14 protein-coding genes are annotated in these 18,315 nt (G+C 69.6%); 9 read left to right on the top strand and 5 right to left on the bottom strand.

Translation table 11 applies throughout. The features are described from left to right. Positions 1-17 precede the first annotated feature (17 nt). The 4 genes from WMF20_RS20355 (at position 18) to folK (ending at position 5,704) form a co-directional block, all read left to right on the top strand. The gene (locus tag WMF20_RS20355) at positions 18-2,828 is read left to right on the top strand and encodes a condensation domain-containing protein (protein WP_437616019.1); all 2,811 of its coding nucleotides are present in this window, start codon (positions 18-20) and stop codon (positions 2,826-2,828) included. An 88-nt stretch (positions 2,829-2,916) separates the two neighbouring features. After that, a complete protein-coding gene (locus WMF20_RS20350; RefSeq protein ID WP_129575958.1) occupies positions 2,917-4,299 on the top strand; it encodes a tetratricopeptide repeat protein in 1,383 nt (460 codons plus the stop codon). A 29-nt stretch (positions 4,300-4,328) separates the two neighbouring features. Further along, a complete protein-coding gene (locus WMF20_RS20345) occupies positions 4,329-5,093 on the top strand; it encodes a pteridine reductase (protein ID WP_207217916.1) in 765 nt (254 codons plus the stop codon). Between the two features lie 74 nt (positions 5,094-5,167). Further along, a complete protein-coding gene (gene folK / locus WMF20_RS20340; protein ID WP_437616017.1) occupies positions 5,168-5,704 on the top strand; it encodes a 2-amino-4-hydroxy-6-hydroxymethyldihydropteridine diphosphokinase in 537 nt (178 codons plus the stop codon). 129 nt (positions 5,705-5,833) lie between these two features. On the opposite strand, the gene WMF20_RS20335 is transcribed toward folK, so the two are convergent. Next, positions 5,834-6,829, bottom strand: a complete 996-nt coding sequence (locus WMF20_RS20335; protein WP_437616015.1) for a serine O-acetyltransferase — start codon at positions 6,827-6,829, stop codon at positions 5,834-5,836. A 7-nt stretch (positions 6,830-6,836) separates the two neighbouring features. Further along, positions 6,837-7,829 (bottom strand): cysteine synthase A, encoded by a 993-nt coding sequence (cysK, locus tag WMF20_RS20330; RefSeq protein ID WP_437616013.1) that lies wholly within the window; start codon positions 7,827-7,829, stop codon positions 6,837-6,839. 452 nt (positions 7,830-8,281) lie between these two features. Here cysK and WMF20_RS20325 point away from each other — a divergent pair, with 452 nt between their 5' ends. From WMF20_RS20325 to WMF20_RS20305, 5 genes are all read left to right on the top strand, one after another. Further along, a complete protein-coding gene (locus WMF20_RS20325; protein ID WP_437616011.1) occupies positions 8,282-9,595 on the top strand; it encodes a hypothetical protein in 1,314 nt (437 codons plus the stop codon). Between the two features lie 528 nt (positions 9,596-10,123). Further along, positions 10,124-12,271: a DNA ligase D gene (ligD, locus tag WMF20_RS20320; RefSeq protein ID WP_437616009.1), complete on the top strand. Its 2,148-nt coding sequence runs from the start codon at positions 10,124-10,126 to the stop codon at positions 12,269-12,271. Positions 12,272-12,455: 184 nt separating this feature from the next. Next, positions 12,456-13,088 carry a hypothetical protein gene (locus tag WMF20_RS20315; protein ID WP_437616007.1) on the top strand — a complete coding sequence of 211 codons (633 nt, stop codon included), beginning with the start codon at positions 12,456-12,458 and terminating at the stop codon, positions 13,086-13,088. Between the two features lie 20 nt (positions 13,089-13,108). After that, positions 13,109-13,708 carry an RES family NAD+ phosphorylase gene (locus tag WMF20_RS20310; protein WP_437616005.1) on the top strand — a complete coding sequence of 200 codons (600 nt, stop codon included), beginning with the start codon at positions 13,109-13,111 and terminating at the stop codon, positions 13,706-13,708. Between the two features lie 254 nt (positions 13,709-13,962). After that, positions 13,963-14,349, top strand: coding sequence for a hypothetical protein (locus tag WMF20_RS20305; RefSeq protein WP_437616003.1), 387 nt, complete (start codon positions 13,963-13,965; stop codon positions 14,347-14,349). A 55-nt stretch (positions 14,350-14,404) separates the two neighbouring features. Here the strand turns inward: WMF20_RS20305 and WMF20_RS20300 are convergent, their stop codons facing one another. The 3 genes from WMF20_RS20300 to WMF20_RS20290 form a co-directional block, all read right to left on the bottom strand. Next, a complete protein-coding gene (locus tag WMF20_RS20300) occupies positions 14,405-15,430 on the bottom strand; it encodes a hypothetical protein (RefSeq protein ID WP_437616001.1) in 1,026 nt (341 codons plus the stop codon). 94 nt (positions 15,431-15,524) lie between these two features. Continuing rightward, positions 15,525-16,127, bottom strand: a complete 603-nt coding sequence (locus WMF20_RS20295; protein WP_129575950.1) for a DUF4360 domain-containing protein — start codon at positions 16,125-16,127, stop codon at positions 15,525-15,527. Positions 16,128-16,385: 258 nt separating this feature from the next. After that, entirely contained in the window at positions 16,386-18,242 is a 1,857-nt protein-coding gene (locus WMF20_RS20290) for a M14 family zinc carboxypeptidase (RefSeq protein WP_437615999.1), read from the bottom strand. Positions 18,243-18,315 lie beyond the last annotated feature (73 nt).

The following is an 18,315-nucleotide window of genomic DNA, read 5'->3' as shown; positions in this document are numbered from 1 at the left end:
AGGATCGAGCCCCAATCATGAAGAGCATCATTCGCCTGACGAAGTTGAGCTCCAACGACGAGACCACACTGATCGCGGAGTGGCTGGCCAAGGATGGCGACTACGTGGCCGCCGAGCAGGTCATCGCGAGGGTGGAAACGTCCAAGGCGACCGTGGACGTCCACAGCGAGGCCTCGGGATACCTGCGGACGCGGTGCAAAGCCGGGGACGAGCTGCCGGTCGGCGCCCCGATCGCCGAGATCTACGCCGAGCGTCGCGAGCTCGAGGCTGCCGTAGCATCGGAGGTAGCGCCCAAGGGCGGGGCCGGGGGCGGGGGGCGAGCCGTCGGAGAGTTGGCGCGGCTCTCGCGGCCAGCGCGGAGATTCCTGGAGCAGAACAACCTCGATCCCGCTCTGCTCAGTCTGCCCGGGCTGGTGAGCGTCGCCGACATCAAGGAGGCCCTCGCCCACGACGGCAGCCGCGAAGAAACGCCGGCCGATAGCGCGTCTTTCACCGGGCCGACGGCGGACGAGCGGGCTCTCTTCGGGGCCATGACGTCAGAGGTGATCAGCCCGTCCAAGCGGCGCGAGATCGATGTGCTCTCGGAGGCGCAGCGAGGAGCCCTTTGCAGCGCGCTGACGGTGCAGTTGATGTCGTCTCCCCTGAGGGAGAGGCTCAAAGGCGATCCCAGCAGCAACGGACAGGTGCTTCCCTATTGCCTGTGGGTCCTGGCGCGGCTGCTCGACGAGCACCCGAAGCTGACGGCCTACTATGACGCAGGGCGAATCCATTATTACAACGAGGTGAATATCGCGCTTGCCGTGGATCTTGGGAAGGGTCTGCGGGTCCCCGTCGTCCGGCATGCAAACAAGCTGAGCCTGAGCGCGATCGAGGCTGCGGTCGCGGACTGCGTGAGCCGGTACGACGAGGACCGGCTCACGCTCGAGGACGTGAGGGGCGCTACCATCACGGTGACCGACCTCTCCGGCCATGACATCTCGCACTTCCAGCCGATGCTGAACCGCCGGCAGTCTGCCGTCCTGGGGATCGGCGGGGACCGAGGTATGCCCGGACATCCCATGTCGTTCACCCTGGTCTTTGACCACCGCGTGCTGACCGGCGCAGAGGTCGCCGAGTTTCTCCGCGCGTTCAAGCAGAAGGTCCTGACGGGGGGCCCGCAGGCCTTTGCCGAGCCCTGCCAGGGGCGCGATGACCGGGGAGCACTAGATTCCGCGGCGTTCGGAGACGTGGGCTCGATCGCCGCGGATGTCGCCACGGTGTGGCGATCAGTCCTCGGGCAGCCGGCAGTAAGCCCATCTGACGATTTCTTCGCGCTCGGCGGCGATTCCATGTTGGCCGTTCGAGCGGTATCGCGGGTTGCTCGCCTGCTCTCCATAGAGATCCCGTTGAGATCGCTCTTCGAGAACCCCACGCTCCACGCGTTCGCTCGTTGCGTCGCGGAGCGCGGGAGAGCCCTTAGGCAAGATACATCTCAGCGTGTACCGACGCGATCGGCAGAAGCCCCGGTCGTATCGCTCGTGCAGGAGCGCCTCCTCCAGCTGTGCGTCGACGGGGACCCGTCCGACTACAATCTTTTCCGCGCGTTTCACCTGAAGGGGAAGGTCGACACTTCTGCGCTGGCGGACAGCGTGCGCTCCCTGATGCGACGCCACGCGGTCCTCCGGTCGCGGTTCCGACGTGTGGACGGCGCGCCGAGCGTGGTCATCGATGAGAACGCGGAGTTGCCGATCGAGATGATCGACCTGTCCGGTCTGCCCGCCGGAGATCGGACCGCGGGCATAGCGAAGGTGTTGCGACGCGAGTCCCGCTGGTCGTGGGACCTGTTCGGCGGCCGGCTGGTCCGGGTGACGCTGGCCGGTCTGGCCCAAGACGAGCACGTCCTGACCGTGTGCGTGCATCATTTGCTCGGGGACGGATGGTCTATTGGCGTTTTGGCCGATGAGCTCTCGATCCTGTACCGCCGAACCCGCGGGGACAAGACCGCGAGCCTGCCAGAGCTTCCGAGCCAGTACTACGACTTCGCGGGCTGGCAACGTCGGTACCTGGAGGGGCGCGTCATGGAACGGCAACTGAATTACTGGAAGCAGAGGATGGCCGGCGCGCCCGCTGCCCTCACCCTGCCGCTGGACGCGCCGCGAGGGGCGAAGCCGACGGGCGTGTCGGTCTCGGAGACTTTCGACATTCCTCGAGAGACAGGTATATTCGATTTGAGCAAGCGTGAGGGGGCTACGCTGTTCACCGTGCTCATATCGGCGTGGGGGGTGGTGCTGTCGAAGTATACGGGTCAAGACGACATCGTCGTTGGCGCTGCTTCGGCGAACAGAGACAAAGAGAGCCTCGAACATCTTATCGGCTTCTTTGCGAATAATTGGCCGCTGCGCATGTCTACCCGCGATGAGCTCACGTTCTCATCCTTGCTGAGCTCCGTGCGCGCGAGCACCCACGATGCATACGACAACGTGGACGTTCCTTTTGGCTGCGTCGTCGACGCGCTGGCTCCCGACGAAGACCCTAAGGCGCGCCCGCGCGTCTTCCAGGCGATGTTGATCATGCTGCCCAGCGCAGAATTGACATTGCCTGACGTTGAGGTGTCCCCGCTCCATCTGGAGAGCAGCAGCGGCAAAGAGCCTTTCGACGGCTCGGTGCTCGACATGACGCTTTGGGCATCTGTCTCGAAGCGTGGTGTGCACGTGAGCTTGGCTTACAACGTGGATCTGTTCCGAGGAGGTGTGATACGAGCAATGGCTCAATCCTACCTGAAGGTGCTCCGCCGGGTGTCCGCGGATCCTCAGGTGACGCTTGCGCGTTTGAAAGAAATCTGTGTCTGAGTGGCACATTTCGGCAGCGGTCGATGCAACAGTACGTTGTAGCGTGTCGTGCGCCGGAGGTTGTTCAACCTCGTACCTGTGAGATCCTATGCGACTCGACGAATTGTACGCGCAGGCCCGTAATGCGCTCCATAGGTTCGACCTCGATGGCTGTGTGGACTCTTGCGATCGAGCGCTGTGCGAGATGGGGCAACCAGATACATCGACCGCCGACGGTCGCCTCGAGTTCATCTACCTGCTTCTGCTGGCGCACGATATGCTGGATGGAGGCTCGGCGCCCATCCTCGACGGGAAATACACGCAGGGCGACTTGTTCGCGTGGACGGACGCCCTGCCGGCACGAGCGGATCGCCTCGATACACTCGTGAAGGTGAAGGTCTTAAAGGGCAACTGGCTCTCACGCACGAAGTCAGCGCTCGATGCCATCCAAGCGATGGGGGAAGCGCTCGCCCTGGCTCAGACGGGCTGTGCGCCGCTCGTCCTGGCGCTCGCCACGGCTGAGCTTGGGCACAAGACCATGAAGGTCGACCTGCGACGCGGAGCCGAGCTGGCTCGAGCGGCGTTCGATATTGTGAGCCGGTGCGCGCCCCAGGGTGCCATGTCTATGGAGTCCCAGCGCCACGTTGCCACGATCCATGCCATCCGAGGGATCTGCGAATTCGACATGGGCTACTACGAGACGTCCATCGATTACCTATCTCGAGCTCATCGAGCGAGCGTGAGCCTCGGGCTGAGGGGCGATATCGCCGTGGCCTGCAATTACCTTGCCCAGGTCTACGTCGCGCTCGGAGAGTTTGAGTCGGCGGAGTCGGTGCTCGTCAGCGCGATCGAGCGCTTCGACCGAGGCGGCGTGCCACACGCTTGGAACGCGAACAACCGGGCGCTCCTGGGGAAGCTGTACCTCGAATGGGGCAAGATCGACGCCGCGCACGAGCACCTGATCTCCGGTTTGCGCGAGAGCAATGCGATGCGCAGCCTTCCGTTGATCACTCTCGTACGGAACTACCACGCGGAATTTCTGATGCTGCGCGCGACGACCAAGAACGAACGGGATCTTCTACTCGCCGAAGAGCTCTTACGTGAGAACATCGAGGAGTGCCATCGGACCGGTATCTATCGGAGTCAAATCCTCTCCCTCTCGTTGCTTGGCCAGCTGTTCCTGGCTCGAGGGGACGACGCGCAGGCGATCCGGTCCAGCGAGGCCGCTGTCGAGATGCTGACGGGCATGGGATGGTTGCCGGCCCTCCGGGCTCAGGAGATCTACTATAATCACCACGTCGTACAGACGAGGCTCGGGGACCTGGAGCAGGCAGCGCGCTGGCTCGGGACGGCTTTCGATACGGTCCTCGACATCGCGAGCAGGATCAACGACGAGGCGCGTCGGAGGTCATTCCTGGGGCGAGTTCGGATCAACGAGACCATAATCCGTGAGCGCACTCAGGCGACGTCGCTCGTGACGGCGCCGAGCTGAAGCATGTCGATTGGCTATCGTGGAGAAGCATGATGGGTATCGGAGATTCGGTGCCGCAGCGCACGGGCAAGGTCGCGCTGATCACAGGCGCGGCGCGCAGGGTGGGAGCGGTCATCGCGAGGGTGCTGCATGCAGAAGGCTTCAACATCGCTGTGCACTATCACTCCTCGCGTTCCGAAGCCGAGCAGCTCGTCGGGGAGCTCAATTCGGCGCGCGGGGGCTCGGCGAGCCTGATTTGTGCCAAGCTGGATGACCGCTCCAGCATATCGAGCGTCGTGAGCTCCACCGTCCGCGACTGGGGGCGCCTGGATGTGCTGGTGAACAACGCCTCGACGTACTATCCGACCCGCGTCGAGACGGCTACCGAGCGAGAGTGGGACGACTTGGTCGACGTCAACTTGAAGGTCCCGTTCTTCATGGCGCAGGCGGCTCTGCCTTGGCTGCGTGAGTCGAGAGGCTGTATCGTCAATCTCGTGGACGTTAATGCCAAGAGGCCTCTCAAGGGGTATCCGATCTATTGCGCCGCGAAGGCAGGGCTCGTCAGCCTGACGGAGGCGTTGGCGCTCGAGTTGGCCCCCGAAATTCGTGTAAACGGCGTTGCCCCTGGAACCGTGATGTGGCCGGAGAAACAGAACGCCTTGAATGAGGTCGAGCAGCGCATGGCTCTTGCGAAGATTCCTCTGGGACGGATAGGATCTTGCGCGGATGTCGCCGATGCCGTGCGGTATCTCGTACTGGCGGACTACGTGACAGGGCACATCGTCACGGTGGACGGCGGGGTCCTGCTGACCTGATGGTGACATGTGACGTCCGGAACGGTAGGCGCACGGCAGAACGGCGGCTCGGGTCGGAGCAGAGGGAGTAAGTCTTGCGGCGCAAGGGGATAACGGCGGCTGTCGCCATCGGAAGCAATCTCGGCGACACGTACGGGTACCTGCTGGATGCAGAGAAGCACCTGCTGGCGTTGAGAGGCAGCGAGAACTTCAGGTTCAGCCCGATCTACCGGACCGTCGCCGTGGACAGCGCCGGCTCGCCGGACTATCTGAACGCGGCGGTCGCGTTCGAGACATTGCTGGAGCCGGGCGAGCTGCTGTCGGAGCTGCTCGGAATCGAGGCTCGCAATGGCAGGGAGCGCCCGTTCCGCAACGCACCAAGGACGCTCGATCTGGATCTGTTGTTGTATGGCGAAGAGCTCATCTCCGAGCCCGCCCTGATCGTGCCCCACCCGAGGCTGCATGAGCGCTTTTTTGCCTTGACGCCGCTGTGTGATCTGCTCCCCGAGGCAATGCATCCCGGCCTGGGGACCACGATCCGGGCGCTGGAGCGGCGTCTGGGAGAGCTGCATGCGAAGGACGCCTGCGCATCCAGGTGCGAGCTGACGTTCATGTCGAATCGCGCTGGGTGAGGGTGAGGGGGTCGGCGGTCCGGCCCGGGCCACGTCTCGTGGGGCGTGCGGTGACGCGCGCGACGAAGGGGCACGGCGCGGTCCTGATGGACCGTCGGCATGCTGGAGCGACGGGGCCGCGCCGCGGCGCTAGATGTCGAAGTCGAGGATGCTCGAATCCAGCTCGGTTCCGCCGACGGCGGGCGAGCCCTGGGACGGCGAGGCGACGCGCAGCCTCGGCGCCTCGATCGCCACGCGCTGGCCGCCGGCGACGCTCTTCGTCAGGAACACCGAGCCGCCCACCACGCTCCCCTGCCCCAGCACCGTCTTTCCGCCGAGCACGGTGGCGTTCGCGTAGATGGTGACGTCGTCCTCCACCGTGGGGTGGCGCTTCAGGCCGCGCGCGCCCCGCGAGTGCTGGGGCAAGGACAGGGCGCCGAGCGTCACGCCCTGGTAGAGCTTGACGTGCGCGCCGATGTCGGTGGTCTCGCCGATGACGACGCCGGTCGCGTGATCGATGAAGAAGCTGTCGCCGATGTTGGCGCCCGGGTGGATGTCGGCGCCCGTCCGCGTGTGCGCCCACTCGCTCATGATCCGGGGCATGAGCGGCACGCCGAGCAGGTACAGCTCGTGCGCGACCCGGTGCACCGTCACGGCGAGCAGGCCCGGATAGGCCAGGATGATCTCGTCCATCGAGGCCGCCGCCGGGTCGCCGTCGTAGGCCGCCTGCACGTCGAGCAGGAGGCGCCGCCGGACGTCCGGCAGCCGGCTCACGAACGCGCGCGCCACGTCGCGCCCCCGCTGCCGGCACTTCGGGACGTCGAGGCGCCTCGCGTCCACCGCCTCGTCCTGGAAGCAGAGGCAGCGCTCGATCTGCCGCTCCAGCTTGTCCCGCAGCGTCGAGACCAGCGTGCCCACGTGGTAGAGCAGGTCCTCGTCCGACAGGTCCTGCCGCCCGTGGTAGCCCGGGTAGAAGATCTGGAGCAGGAGATCGATGATCTCCGTGATCTCCTGGCGCGACGGGGTGAAGCGCTTGTTGATGTGATGCCCGCGCGGATCTTCGCGGTAGCTCGAGATCAGCGCATCGACGATGCCGTGCAGGTCGCCCGACGTCTGGGCAGAGGCAGCGTCACATTCCTTGCTCACGTCGACCTCACGAGGCCTTCATCGCCTCGACCTCCGCGAACATCCCTTCGAAGAGGGGCCCGGAGAGGTAACGCTCGCCGGCGTCCGGCAGGATGGCCACGATGGTCTTGCCTTCCCACTTCGGATCCCGCGCGAGCCGGCTCGCCGCGACCATCGCGGCGCCGCAGGAGACGCCGCACAGGATGCCCTCCTCGCGCGCCAGGCGCCGCGACATGGCGATCGACTCGTCGTTGGAGACCGCCTCGACCTGATCCACGAAGGAGAGGTCGAGGTTCTTGGGGACGAAGCCGGCGCCGATGCCCTGGATCTTGTGGGGCGACGGGGTGAGCGGCTGACCGGCGAGCGTCTGCGCGATGACCGGCGAGTGGACCGGCTCCACGGCCACCGAGTGGAGCGCGCGGCCGCGGACGCGCTCGAAGTAGCGGCTGACGCCGGTCAGCGTGCCGCCGGTGCCCACGCCCGAGACGAGGACATCGACGTTGCCGCCGGTGTCGTCCCAGATCTCGGGGCCGGTCGTGGTCTCGTGGATGGCGGGGTTCGCCGGGTTCTCGAACTGCCGCATCAGCACGTAGCGGCCGGGGTCCGAGGCGGCCAGGGCCTCGGCCTTGGCGATGGCGCCGTTCATCCCCTGGGAGCCCGGCGTCAGGAGGAGCTTGGCCCCGAGGGCCACGAGCACCTTGCGCCGCTCCATGCTCATCGTCTCGGGCATCGTCAGCACGCACTCGAGGCCGCGCGAGGCGGCGGCGAAGGCCAGCGCGATGCCGGTGTTGCCGCTGGTCGCCTCGACGATCGCCTTGCCGGGGCCGAGCGCGCCCCGCTTCTCGGCCTCCCAGACCATGGCCGCGCCGATGCGGCACTTGACCGAGTACGCCGGGTTCCGCCCCTCGATCTTCGCCAGCACGGTGGCGCCGCCGCCGTCGGTTACCCGGCGGATGCGAACGAGCGGCGTGCGGCCGATGCTCTGGGTGTTGTCTTCGTAGACGTGGGGGAAGTTGGTCATAGTGGGCCGTGCGGGTGGGAGGAGGGGAAAGGAGATCCAGAGGCGCCTCGCGCTGTCAAGGCCCACGTTCTCCCCGCCCCTCGCCGCGCCAGATTTCCAGAGCGCGGCGCGGCGTTGCCGGCGCGCCCCAGCGCCCGCTCGCCCGCCGGTCGCCCGCGCCGCGCGCGACCGCTCGCCGGCCGTTGGACGTGCAACCGATGGACGTGCAACGGACCCGTTGGAGATCCAACGGCTTGCGAGGCCCGTCGCGCGGGCGCCAGACGGGTGGACGTCAGTCCGTTCATGGCCAGTTCACACCGTGAAGCCGCGAATTCGAGTACGCGCGAAGCGCGGTAGACGCAAAGGCCTTCGGTCGCGAAGTAAGGTGATTGCCTGAGGACTCGGCTGACCATCTCCATGGTACGACGTCGGACCAGGTCCACCTTCTTGACGCGCGTGAACGCGGGCTTATCTTGCTGAATTTCGCGCTTGCCCTTCGTGGCATAGGCCTCGCATCATGGCTGAGCATGTTCCCCGCAGAGCCCCACCGCGCGGAGGCCCAGCTGCTTCACGACGAGGATGAACCCACTTTAATTTTCCGCCGTCCCCCGGCATCGCTTGCGGGCATGGCGATGCCGGTCGAGTCGGCGGCTCCGGTCGAGGCGACGCCCGCCGAGGCGGCTCCGGTCGAGGCCGCGCCCGTGCGGCGTTCCATGTCGCGCCTGATCGCGCTGAGCGCGGGGGCGGGCCTGGGCTTTGCGGCGGTGCTGGGCGCGCTCGTCTCGCTGCAGCTCGGGGCTGCGGGCGTCGATCTCCGCGGGGGCTCGGCGATCCAGCCTGCGGCGGCGGCGGCTGTCCTGCGCTCCACCGGGGCGGCGGCGCGGGTCGAGGCGCGGGCGAAGGTGGTGGCGCCGGTCCAGGCGCAGGCGGCGGCGCCGATCATCGATCTCGACGCTCGTGCCGACGCGACGCTCGATCGCTCGGCGGTGATCCCGATCCCCGACGGGATCATCACCATCCCCTCGTCGTTCTCCTCGGCGGATGGGGCTTACGACCTGGTGGTCCATTTCCACGGGATCAACGATGTCGTCCAGGCGGGGTTCGAGCGGGCCGGGCTCAATGCGGTCGTGATGATCATCAACATGGGCATCAGCTCGGCGGCGTATGAGACTCGGTTCTCGATCCGCTCCTACCTGCCGGTGCTCCTCGCGAAGGCGCAGACCGCGGTCGAGGCGCGCGGGTTGCGCGACGCCCGGCTCAGGCGCGTCGCGCTCTCGGCGTTCAGCGCGGGGTACGGCGCGGTTCGCGGGCTCCTGAACCAGCCCGGGTTCGCCGACAAGGTCGACGCCGTCCTTCTCCTGGACGGCATCCATACCGGGTACATGCCGATCGACCACAGCCTGGACATGGAGCGTCTCAAGCCGTTCGGGCGCTTCGCCGAGCTGGCGGCCGCCGGCAAGAAGCTCATGTCGATCACGCATTCGGAGATCACCCCGGTGGGCGATTACGCCGGCACGCACGAGAGCACGGACGCTCTCCTCAAGCTCACGGGGGCGCAGCGCTCGCCGAGCGCCGGCGCCGATGCGCAGGCGGTCTACGACCTGACGGGGACGTCGGGCGAGGCGAAGCCCCGGTTCGTTCCGCTGTCGGAGGCGCACCGGGGCGCGTTCCACGTGCGCGGCTATCCAGGCACCCAGAAGCCGGATCACGTGCGACATCTCACCCGCATGGCGGAGACGGCCGTGCCCGATCTGGTGCGCCACTGGAGCGAGACCCCCGCGCTGTGACGGGCGGAGCGCGCGTGCTGGGCGCGCGCCCTCGATTCAGCACGACGAGCCGAGCGACCATGACGGCAGGCGTGACACGGATCATCTGCACGCATGGGGACGTTCCCTCGCCGAGCCTCAAGTCCGTCCTGTCTCAAGCCGAAGTGTCCGTGCAGCCCTGAGCAGCTGTTCAATCCAGGCTCGTGACGAGCGTGGAAACACATCGCTGTCCGGGACCTCGTGTATCCCGCGACCCAGCGTGTCTCGCTGCCCAGGAGCGCAACCCGCGCCAGGCACGTCGCGAAGCCGCGAGCGTGGCAGTTCGCCTCATTCTGGGGCGCGTATGCCGAGCTCAGCCAGACACGTGACGAGATAAGGAGCCAGGGCGCAGATCGCATTCCGGTATCGAAATTGCTTTGCCGCTAAAAAAAAAGGCGGTGCGCGACGATGGTCGGACAGAGACAAGCGCGAAGCGCGGCGCGGCGGACTCAGGACGAGCGGCCCCTACCCCCGACAGCCCGCCGCAGACGCGGCGCGAGCTCGACGGACGTGGACGTCCTGCGCTCGTCCGCCGCGAAGGGACAAACGGACGGCGCCGCCGCGGCCCCGCGCCGGACGCTGACCTACGCGGATGCGCTCGATGGCGCCCGGAGAGGGACGTTCCCGGACGAGGTCGAACCCCAGCTCGCGACGCTCGTCACCGGGCCTCCCCAGGGCGAAGGGTGGCTCTACGAGGTCAAGTTCGACGGCTACCGGATGCTCGCGCAGCTCCGCGGCGGCCGCGTGACGCTCCTCACCCGCCGCGGCCAGGACTGGACCGAGCGGTTCGCGAGCGTGCGCGACGACCTCGCCCGATTGCCAGCCCGGGAAGCCGTGCTGGACGGCGAGATCGTCATCGTCGGGCCCGATGGCGTGACCGATTTCCAGGCCCTGCAGAACGCGCTCAGCGACGGAAATGATGGGCGCGAGGGGCGCCTCATGTACTTCGTGTTCGACCTGCTCTACCTGGACGGCCGCGATCTCCGCGACTGCGCGCAGGTCACCCGCAAACGGGCGCTCAAGGCGCTGCTGGAGGAAGCGCCGGAGGAAGGGACGCTGCGCTACACGGAGCACCTCGAGGAGGACGGCGCCGCCGTGTTCCAGCACGCGTGCAAGCTCGGGATCGAGGGCGTCATCGCGAAGCGGCCGGAGGCTCCCTACCGGAGCGGGCGCGGGAACAGCTGGCTCAAGGTGAAGTGCGGCAAGCGCCAGGAGTTCGTGATCGTCGGATTCACCGAGCCGTCCGGGGCCCGCCAGGGGCTCGGGGCCATCCTCGTCGGCGTGAACAGATCAGGCAAGCTCGCCTACGCCGGAAAGGTCGGCACGGGCTTCACGAGCAAGACGCTCACGACCCTGCGCAGCCGTCTCGAGTCGATCGAGCGCGCCAAGCCGGCGTTCGCAGGGGCGCCGCGCATGCGCGGCGTGCACTGGGTCGAGCCCAAGCTCCTCGCCGAGGTCCAGTTCTCCGCCTGGACGCGCGACGGGCGGCTGCGGCACCCGTCGTTCGAGGGCCTCCGCGAGGACCGCACCCCGGAGTCGGTCATCGTCGAGCGCGAGCAGCCCCCGCCGGCGCCGCCGCCCCGCAAGGCGGCCGGCGCGTCGAGCAGGGCGGCAACCGCGGCCAGGACCAAGGGGGCGAGCGCGGCAGCCGGCAAGGCGGTGAGCGCGGCCGCGCGCAGGGCCGCGGGCACGACGCCCGGCAAGGCGGCCGGGGCGGCGGCGATCGAGGCGTCGGGCAAGGCGCCTCGCGGCGGCCGGGGCGGCGCCGACAGGATCGAGATCGCGGGAACGCGGCTGACGAACCCCGACAAGGTGCTCTATCCAGCGCAGGGGATCACGAAGCTCGCTCTCGCCCGGTATTACGCGCAGGTCGCCGAGCACATGCTGCCCTATGTCGCAAAGCGGCTGCTGACGCTGGTCCGCTGCCCCGCGGGCCAGGGCAAACCGTGCTTCTTTCAGAGGCACGAGGCCGAGGGGCTCTCGGAGGCCATCCGGCGGACGCTCGTCGAAGAGGACGACGGAAAACGAACGTATCTCTACATCGAGAGCACGGAAGGGCTGGTGTCGCTCGTGCAGATGGGGGCGCTCGAGATGCACATCTGGGGGAGCCGCGTCGACCGGATCGAGCAGCCGGACATGATGGTCTTCGACCTCGACCCGGCGCCGGAGCTCCCCTGGGAGCGCGTGGCGGAGGCCGCGAAGACCGTGCGGCGCCTCCTGGAGACGCTGGGGCTGCGGAGCTTCGTCAAGACGACCGGCGGCAAAGGGCTCCACGTGGTGGTCCCGATCGAGGCGCGCAGGCGCTGGGACGAGGTGAAGCCGTTCACGAAGGCCGTGGCCGACGCGCTCGTGCGCTTCGATCCGGCGCGGTACATCGCGACGCTCTCGAAGGCCAAGCGCACCGGCAAGGTCTTCGTCGACTACCTGCGGAACGGGCGCGGCGCGACCGCCGTGGCGCCGTACTCGACCCGCGCGCGCCCCGGCGCAGCGGTGGCGACGCCGCTCTCGTGGGACGAGCTCGACGCGCCGCTCGATCCCGCCTCGTTCACCATCGAGGCCGTTCCGCAGCGCCTCGCGACCATCGCAGATCCGTGGGCCGAGCTCCCGACCGTGCGGCAGTCCATCACCAGCGCCATGAGGAAGCAGGTCGGGCTCTGACCTCCTCCCGACGTCCCCGGCAAACCCAGGAGCCGGTGAGCACACCGAAGAAGAGAGACACCTGCGACACAACGAATGTACCTTTCACTGACGTTATGTTCAGCGGGGTCGTAATATCGCAAGATGGCGGCGTGCGCTTGGTTGACGATGCCGCGGGCGCGCTGCATCGTCCCCTGCGTCTGTCATGGCCAAGGATCGGGACTCCAGCGCGCTGGCGGAAATTGCAGAGCGACTCCACCAGTTCGACGGTGAGCCGCTGCGGGTCGCGTTTCTGGCGCGCGGCATCGATGCGCTCACCCAGATCGCCGAGCGGCTCGATCAGCGCGAGCTCGGCGAGGTCGTCGCGTCGCCCAGCAACGCGGACGCCCTGGTGACGGCGCTCACGCAGCCGAGCGCCGTGGGCCTCTTCTCCGCTGCGGATCCGCTCACGCCGGCCCGCCTCCGCGGCCTCCAGGCGAGGGACGCGCTCCTCGCCGCCGAGGGGGGCACGCTCACCGCCGAGGAGGCCGGCGAGGCGCTCCACCTCTCGCCGCAGGCCATCGAGGCGCGGCGCGCAGCCGGGAGGCTGCTGGCCGTGAGCACCGGCCGTCGGGGGCACCTCTTCCCTGCATGGCAGTTCGCGGACGACGGGGTGCTGCCGGGGCTGGAGGAGATCCTGGCCCTGCTCGACGACCACCCCGCGCTGGCGAAGGTCCGGTTCTTCCTCTCCGGCAACCACCGCCTCGACGGGGATCGGCCGCTCGACAGGCTCCGCCGCGGCGACCTGGATCCGGTGCGGCTCGCCGCGCGCGCGTTCGGCGAGCAAGGCGCGGCCTGAGAGCGCGCCGCGCAGCCGACATGACGACGACGATCGGGCCGCATCCGGACCCGCCCTTCGACTTCGCGACGAGGCCGCTTCCCATCACGATCTTCCGGCGGTGCTGGTTCCGGATCCATGGGCTCGCGCGCGATCCGCTGTACTTCGGCCGCTCGGGCGACAACCGCTTCGACGCCCCGGCCGGCGAGTTCGGGGTGCTGTACGCCGGGAAGGACGAGCATTGCTCGTTCATCGAGGTGTTCGGCCACGCGACCGGGGTGCGCTTCGTGGAGCAAGGCGAGCTCGCCGCGCGCGGGCTCGCGCGCATCGCGCCGAGGCGCCCGCTGCGGCTCGTGAACCTCACGGGAGAGGGGCTCGCGCGCCTCGGGGCCGACGCCCGCTTGACCTCCGGCGAATCCTACGGGGCCGCGCACCGGTGGGCGCTCGCGATCCACGATCATCCGAGGCGACCCGACGGCATCGCCTATGCCGCGCGCCACGATCCGAGCCGCGTCTGCGCCGCCCTCTTCGAGCGCGCCAGCGCGGAGCTCTCGGTGACCCGGCTCGGCTCCCTCGCGGATCCGGCGCACGCGGCGCTCCTCGCCAGGATCCTGGAGACCTACAAGTTCGGGCTCGTCTGAGCATCGACGAGCGGGGACGGCCGCGCGGCGACCGAGGCGCTCTGCCGCACGGCGGCGCCGGGCGCGGCGTGGGCGCGCCCGGCGGGAGCCACGCGCGTGCGCGCCGGGCGCGCGCGCGCCGGCACAGCCGGTGCTTCCCGTGAAGGCAGGCGCGCTGCGGCGGCGCCGCGGCGGGCGGTGGCCACGGCACGCAGGGCCGGGCGGCGGGGGGGGCGATGAAAATCAAGAATCTGCGGCTGGAAACAGGCTATCTCGTGGAACCCATTGCGCTCCATAAGGGGCTCGCGACTCACCAGATCCAGATCGCGACGATCGGCAGTGAGGGGTCGTCTCGGGTCCGGCTCTCGCTCGAAGCCAACGTTTGCACGATCGACAGCTTCGGCGAGGCGAAGGCGTGCGCGCGGGGGGCGCCGATCCACCTGGAGGCGGACGTGGAGCTCCTCGAGGAGTGCGATGAGAAGCAGCTGCTCGCCCTCAAGTTCGACGGCGGCAGCGGGCCGGCGCTCCGGCTGGCGCTCCTGCCCCTCTGCGGCGCCGTCCAGCAGGCGATCGTGGCGCGGCTCCTCGTCTTCGGGGAGAGCGGGGAGCTCAAGGCCATCGTGCCGATGCAGGGATCGTCGGCGGGCTGCGTGGTGGCCTGAGCGAGCGCGCCGCCCTGCGGCGCTGCCAGCGCCTGGAGCCCGGAAAGGGCGTCGCTCAGGAGCCGCGCGGGCCGCCGCCGGGCCCGAAAGGACCGGCCGGCCCGCCGGAGACGCCGTCGGGACCAGCGCCATGGGGGCCGGGGGCGCCCTGCGGCGCGCCGTAGGCACCGGCGGGAGCGCCGTAGGCACCGGCGGGAGCGCCGTAGGCGCCGGGCGGGGCCCCAGGAGGCGCGCCGTAAGCGCCGGGCTGAGCTCCAGGGAAGGCGCCGTAGGCGCCCGCGGGAGCGCCGTAGGCGCCCGCGGGAGCGCCGTAGGCGCCCGCGGGAGCGCCGTAGGCGCCCGCGGGAGCGCCGTAGGCGCCCGCCGGACCGGGTGGAGCCCCAGGCGGCGCGCCGTAGGCCGCGGGGGCAGCGCCGTAGGCGCCGGGCGGGGTCCCGGGCATCGCGCCGTGCGCGCCGTAAGCGCCGGGCGGGGCTCCAGGAGGCGCGCCATAAGCGCCGGGCGGGGCTCCAGGAGGCGCGCCGTAAGCGCCGGGCGGGGCTCCAGGAGGCGCGCCGTAAGCGCCGGGGGCAGCGCCGTAGGCACCCGCGGGAGCGCCGTAGGCGCCGGGCTGAGCCCCTGGGGGCGCCCCATGAGCCCCCACCGGCGGATAGCCCCCGAGCGCGGCTGCGGCGGCCGGCCCCTGCCCGGGCGGGTACGCTGCCTCCATGGCGACGCGGCGGGGATTGGCCGGGTCATAGCGCACCGTGACGATGCACCCCGGCTGGATACGAGGGGCCGCGAGCACCGACACGAGGGCGACCGTCTCCACCTGATAGGGCGGCATGCCCGGCGGCATCACCTCGAGGAGCAGCTTGAGGCTGTAGGAGTCCTGGGCGCCCATCGACACCTTCATGCCGGTCTCCTGGTACCGCAGCACGCGCGCCGCGCACGACACGCCGATTCGCAGCAGCTCCTGCTGCTCCCGCTGCTGGGCCCGGAGCGGACCGAGGACCTTCTTCCAGACCCCGAAGAGGACCGCCGCGGTGATCCCGAGCGGCAGGACGACGCTGAGCGCGATGATCAGCAGGGTGGACGTCATCGGGTCAGCGTACCAGGCCGGCGCCCCGGCGCACCAGGGCGTCGGCGCCCGTCATCGCCGATCGCGCCGCGCGCGGCGAGGCGCCCCGCGGAGCTCAGGGGCAGCGGCGATACATGAGGGCATAGTCGATCCGGACCTGCACGTCGGTGGTGTCGTTCGTGAGGACCCCGGAGCGCGACGGCGCCAGGCGGTTCGTGACGTAAAGGCTCGTCTTGATGTTGAGCGGCCGCACCGTGCCGCACTCGGACCAGACCGTGGTCGCGAACGCGTCCGTGCGCGAGAAGTCGTTCGTGAACGGCCCGATCATGCTCCATGTGAGCGGCCCCGAGGTGAGCGGCGAGCCCGAGAAATAATACGATGTCTCGTGGAGCCCCTGGACGCCCGGCTCCAGGTCGGCAAAGCCGCGGTACGTGGCGTCGAAGATGGCCACCTGCCATCCCGGATCGAACCGAAGATCCACGGCCAGCTGGCAGAAAGCGCGGTTCGCGGCGCGCGCCGCGCCCGGGCCGGCGTGCGCCTCGAACTGGTCGAAGATGACCGTCAACGCCTTTTGATCCGGCGAGATCACCCCCGCGGCGGAGCCGCTGGGACATCCGCTGCCGGCATAGGTGAACGCCTCGATCCGCGCGCTCTGCGCCAGCGCCGGAAAGGCGAAGAGAAACGCCAAGCAAAAGCCGAACGCCCATCGCAGCAACATGCTTGCCCCCCTTTTCATCTTCAGACGACATCGCGTCGCCGTCCGTCGGCGCCCGCGCGCGGGTCAGCGCTGTCGCAGGCCAGCCGACATGTCATGACGAGCATGCGATAGCGGCGCGCCCCGCGCAACCTGCGCGGGGCGCCCTCGCGCGGCGCCGGCGCCGCGGATTGACCGGAATCCATCGAGCGTCGTGAGATCCGCGGGACGCACGGACACTCGACTGGATCCCGGAGCGCAGGCGATATGCGGAGAGGCGACTCAGGGCGAGGCGGCGACGCGGAACACCGGGACGAGGTTCACGCGCTCGTCCCAGGACGGGTGGCGCTGGTAGAAGAAATCGAGCCGGGCCTTCGCGTCCTTCGCGAACGCGGGATCGCGCAGGCGCGCCTCGAACTCGGCGCGCAGCGCCGGATCCGCGGCCAGCATGCGGCGAGCCTCCTCCTCGGCGACGTAGGCTTCCATGTACTCTTTGCGCTCGAAGGCGGCGTTGAAGAAGCCCCAGGCCACGAGCGAGTCGGGCGCGAGCGGCTCGAGGAGGTGCATGACGAGGGGCGCCCGCGGCTGCGCGATGGGTACGAAGAGCGAGCCGGCCGGCAGATCCTGTCGCTCCGGCCGGAAGGCGCCCTTCAGCTTGACGGGCGTCCGGCCCTCGAAGGACGGCTCGTAGGCCACCGCGTCGGCCCGGAACGCCTCGACGGCGACGCCGGGGCGCGCCTCGGGCAGGCGCTCGTAACGCACGCCGTGCAGGCGCAGCTTGTCGGCCACCCAGGCCGCGTGCGCCGCCGGGACGACGTAGCCGGCGGCGGGCGCGGTGACGGTCAGATCCGGCTCGATCCGGTCGAACAGCGGCACGCGCCAGATCTCCGGGCGGGACTCGTCGTAGCGGGTCCACGTGCCGCCCGAGATCTCCGAGGCGCGCTTCTCGTAGGCGTACCCGCGGAACGGGAAGATGCGCGGGACCGGCCCCGCGCGGTGCGTGAGGGCGAAGGGGGCGCCGGCGAGGCGCGCGGCGGCGGCGTCCGCGCGATCGGCCGCCGCGCGGAGGGCGCCCGCGCCGGCGGCGGCGCGCTCGAAGAGCGCCGCGAGCAGGTCGTGGACCGCCCGCACGCGCGCGGCGTGGGTGGCCCAGCTGTGCGTCTCGACGAGCACGCCGACGCGGTTGCGGGCAGCGCCGTAGCTCTGCGAGTAGCGCGGCGGCCCCGGCTTGGCCGAGATCCCCGACGCGGGGTCGTCGTCCTCACGGAACGACGGATAGAACGGGAGCGGCAGGTGACCGAGCGCCGAGAGGCGCGCCTGGAGCGCCTCGGAGAGCTCGCGCGCCGCGGCGTCGAGGCCGCCGGGGTGCGGCGCCGACGGCTCGACGATGACCGCGACGTCGTGCTGGAACTTCGCGCCGTCGGTCGCGTGCAGGTCGACCTGGACCACGGGATCCCAGGCGTCGAGGAGCGCCAGCATCGCCCGCATCTCGGGCGCCTCGGCCTTCATGTAATCGCGGTTCAAATTGAGGTTCTGGCCGGTGGTGCGGAAGCCCATCTCCTCGGGGCCGCGCTGGTTGGGCCGCTGGTTTCGGCGGAAGCGCTCGTGGCCGTCGACGTTGAACACGGGCACGAAGAGCGCCGTGGTCGCGGCGAGGGCGCCGGGCGCCATGGCGCCGTCGAGCAGCTCGCGGAGCGCCCAGAAGCCGCCGTCCTTGCCGTCGATCTCGCCGGCGTGGATGCCGCCCTGGAACAGGATCACCGGGCGCCGCTTCGCCCGCGCCGCGGCGGGGTCGAGCGCGCCGTCGTCGGAGGCGGCGATCGCGAGCATGGGCCTGCCCTCGGGCGTGGTGCCGAAGCGGATGCAGCGCGCGCGGCCCGGATAGGCCTGCTCGAAGGCGGGGCACAGCCGCTCGACCTCGGCGTAACGGCCGGTGCGCTGGAAGCCGGTCCGCTCGGCCTCCGTGACGAGCGACGGCGTCGGCGCTGCCTGCGCGGCCTGCGCCGCCCCTGCGGTCCGCGCAGGCCCGCCGATGACGGGCGAGCCGGGCGCCGGCGCCTGGCAGGACGCGAGCAGCGCGATCGGCGCGATTCCCACGGGAAAAATGCGGCGACGGAGCGCGGCGCGGGGGCGAGACATCGCGGGAGTCGACCAAATTCCGCGCAGAACGGCAAGGCGTGCTCCCTCGGGCCGGGGCGGGCTAAGCTGCGCC

Origin of the sequence: Sorangium sp. So ce834 (genome assembly GCF_051521425.1) — a bacterium.
Classification (GTDB): Bacteria; Myxococcota_A; Polyangia; order Polyangiales; family Polyangiaceae; genus Sorangium; species Sorangium cellulosum_D.
This window is presented reverse-complemented; position numbering and strand designations above follow the sequence as displayed.

Coding starts and splice junctions, on each gene's coding strand:
- WMF20_RS20355 (WP_437616019.1), top strand. CDS start 18: ATGAAGAGCATCATTCGCCTGACGAAGTTGAGCTCCAACGACGAGACC.
- WMF20_RS20350 (WP_129575958.1), top strand. CDS start 2,917: ATGCGACTCGACGAATTGTACGCGCAGGCCCGTAATGCGCTCCATAGG.
- WMF20_RS20345 (WP_207217916.1), top strand. CDS start 4,329: ATGATGGGTATCGGAGATTCGGTGCCGCAGCGCACGGGCAAGGTCGCG.
- cysK (WP_437616013.1), bottom strand. CDS start 7,829: ATGACCAACTTCCCCCACGTCTACGAAGACAACACCCAGAGCATCGGC.
- WMF20_RS20315 (WP_437616007.1), top strand. CDS start 12,456: ATGGCCAAGGATCGGGACTCCAGCGCGCTGGCGGAAATTGCAGAGCGA.
- WMF20_RS20310 (WP_437616005.1), top strand. CDS start 13,109: ATGACGACGACGATCGGGCCGCATCCGGACCCGCCCTTCGACTTCGCG.
- WMF20_RS20300 (WP_437616001.1), bottom strand. CDS start 15,430: ATGACGTCCACCCTGCTGATCATCGCGCTCAGCGTCGTCCTGCCGCTC.
- WMF20_RS20295 (WP_129575950.1), bottom strand. CDS start 16,127: ATGTTGCTGCGATGGGCGTTCGGCTTTTGCTTGGCGTTTCTCTTCGCC.
- WMF20_RS20290 (WP_437615999.1), bottom strand. CDS start 18,242: ATGTCTCGCCCCCGCGCCGCGCTCCGTCGCCGCATTTTTCCCGTGGGA.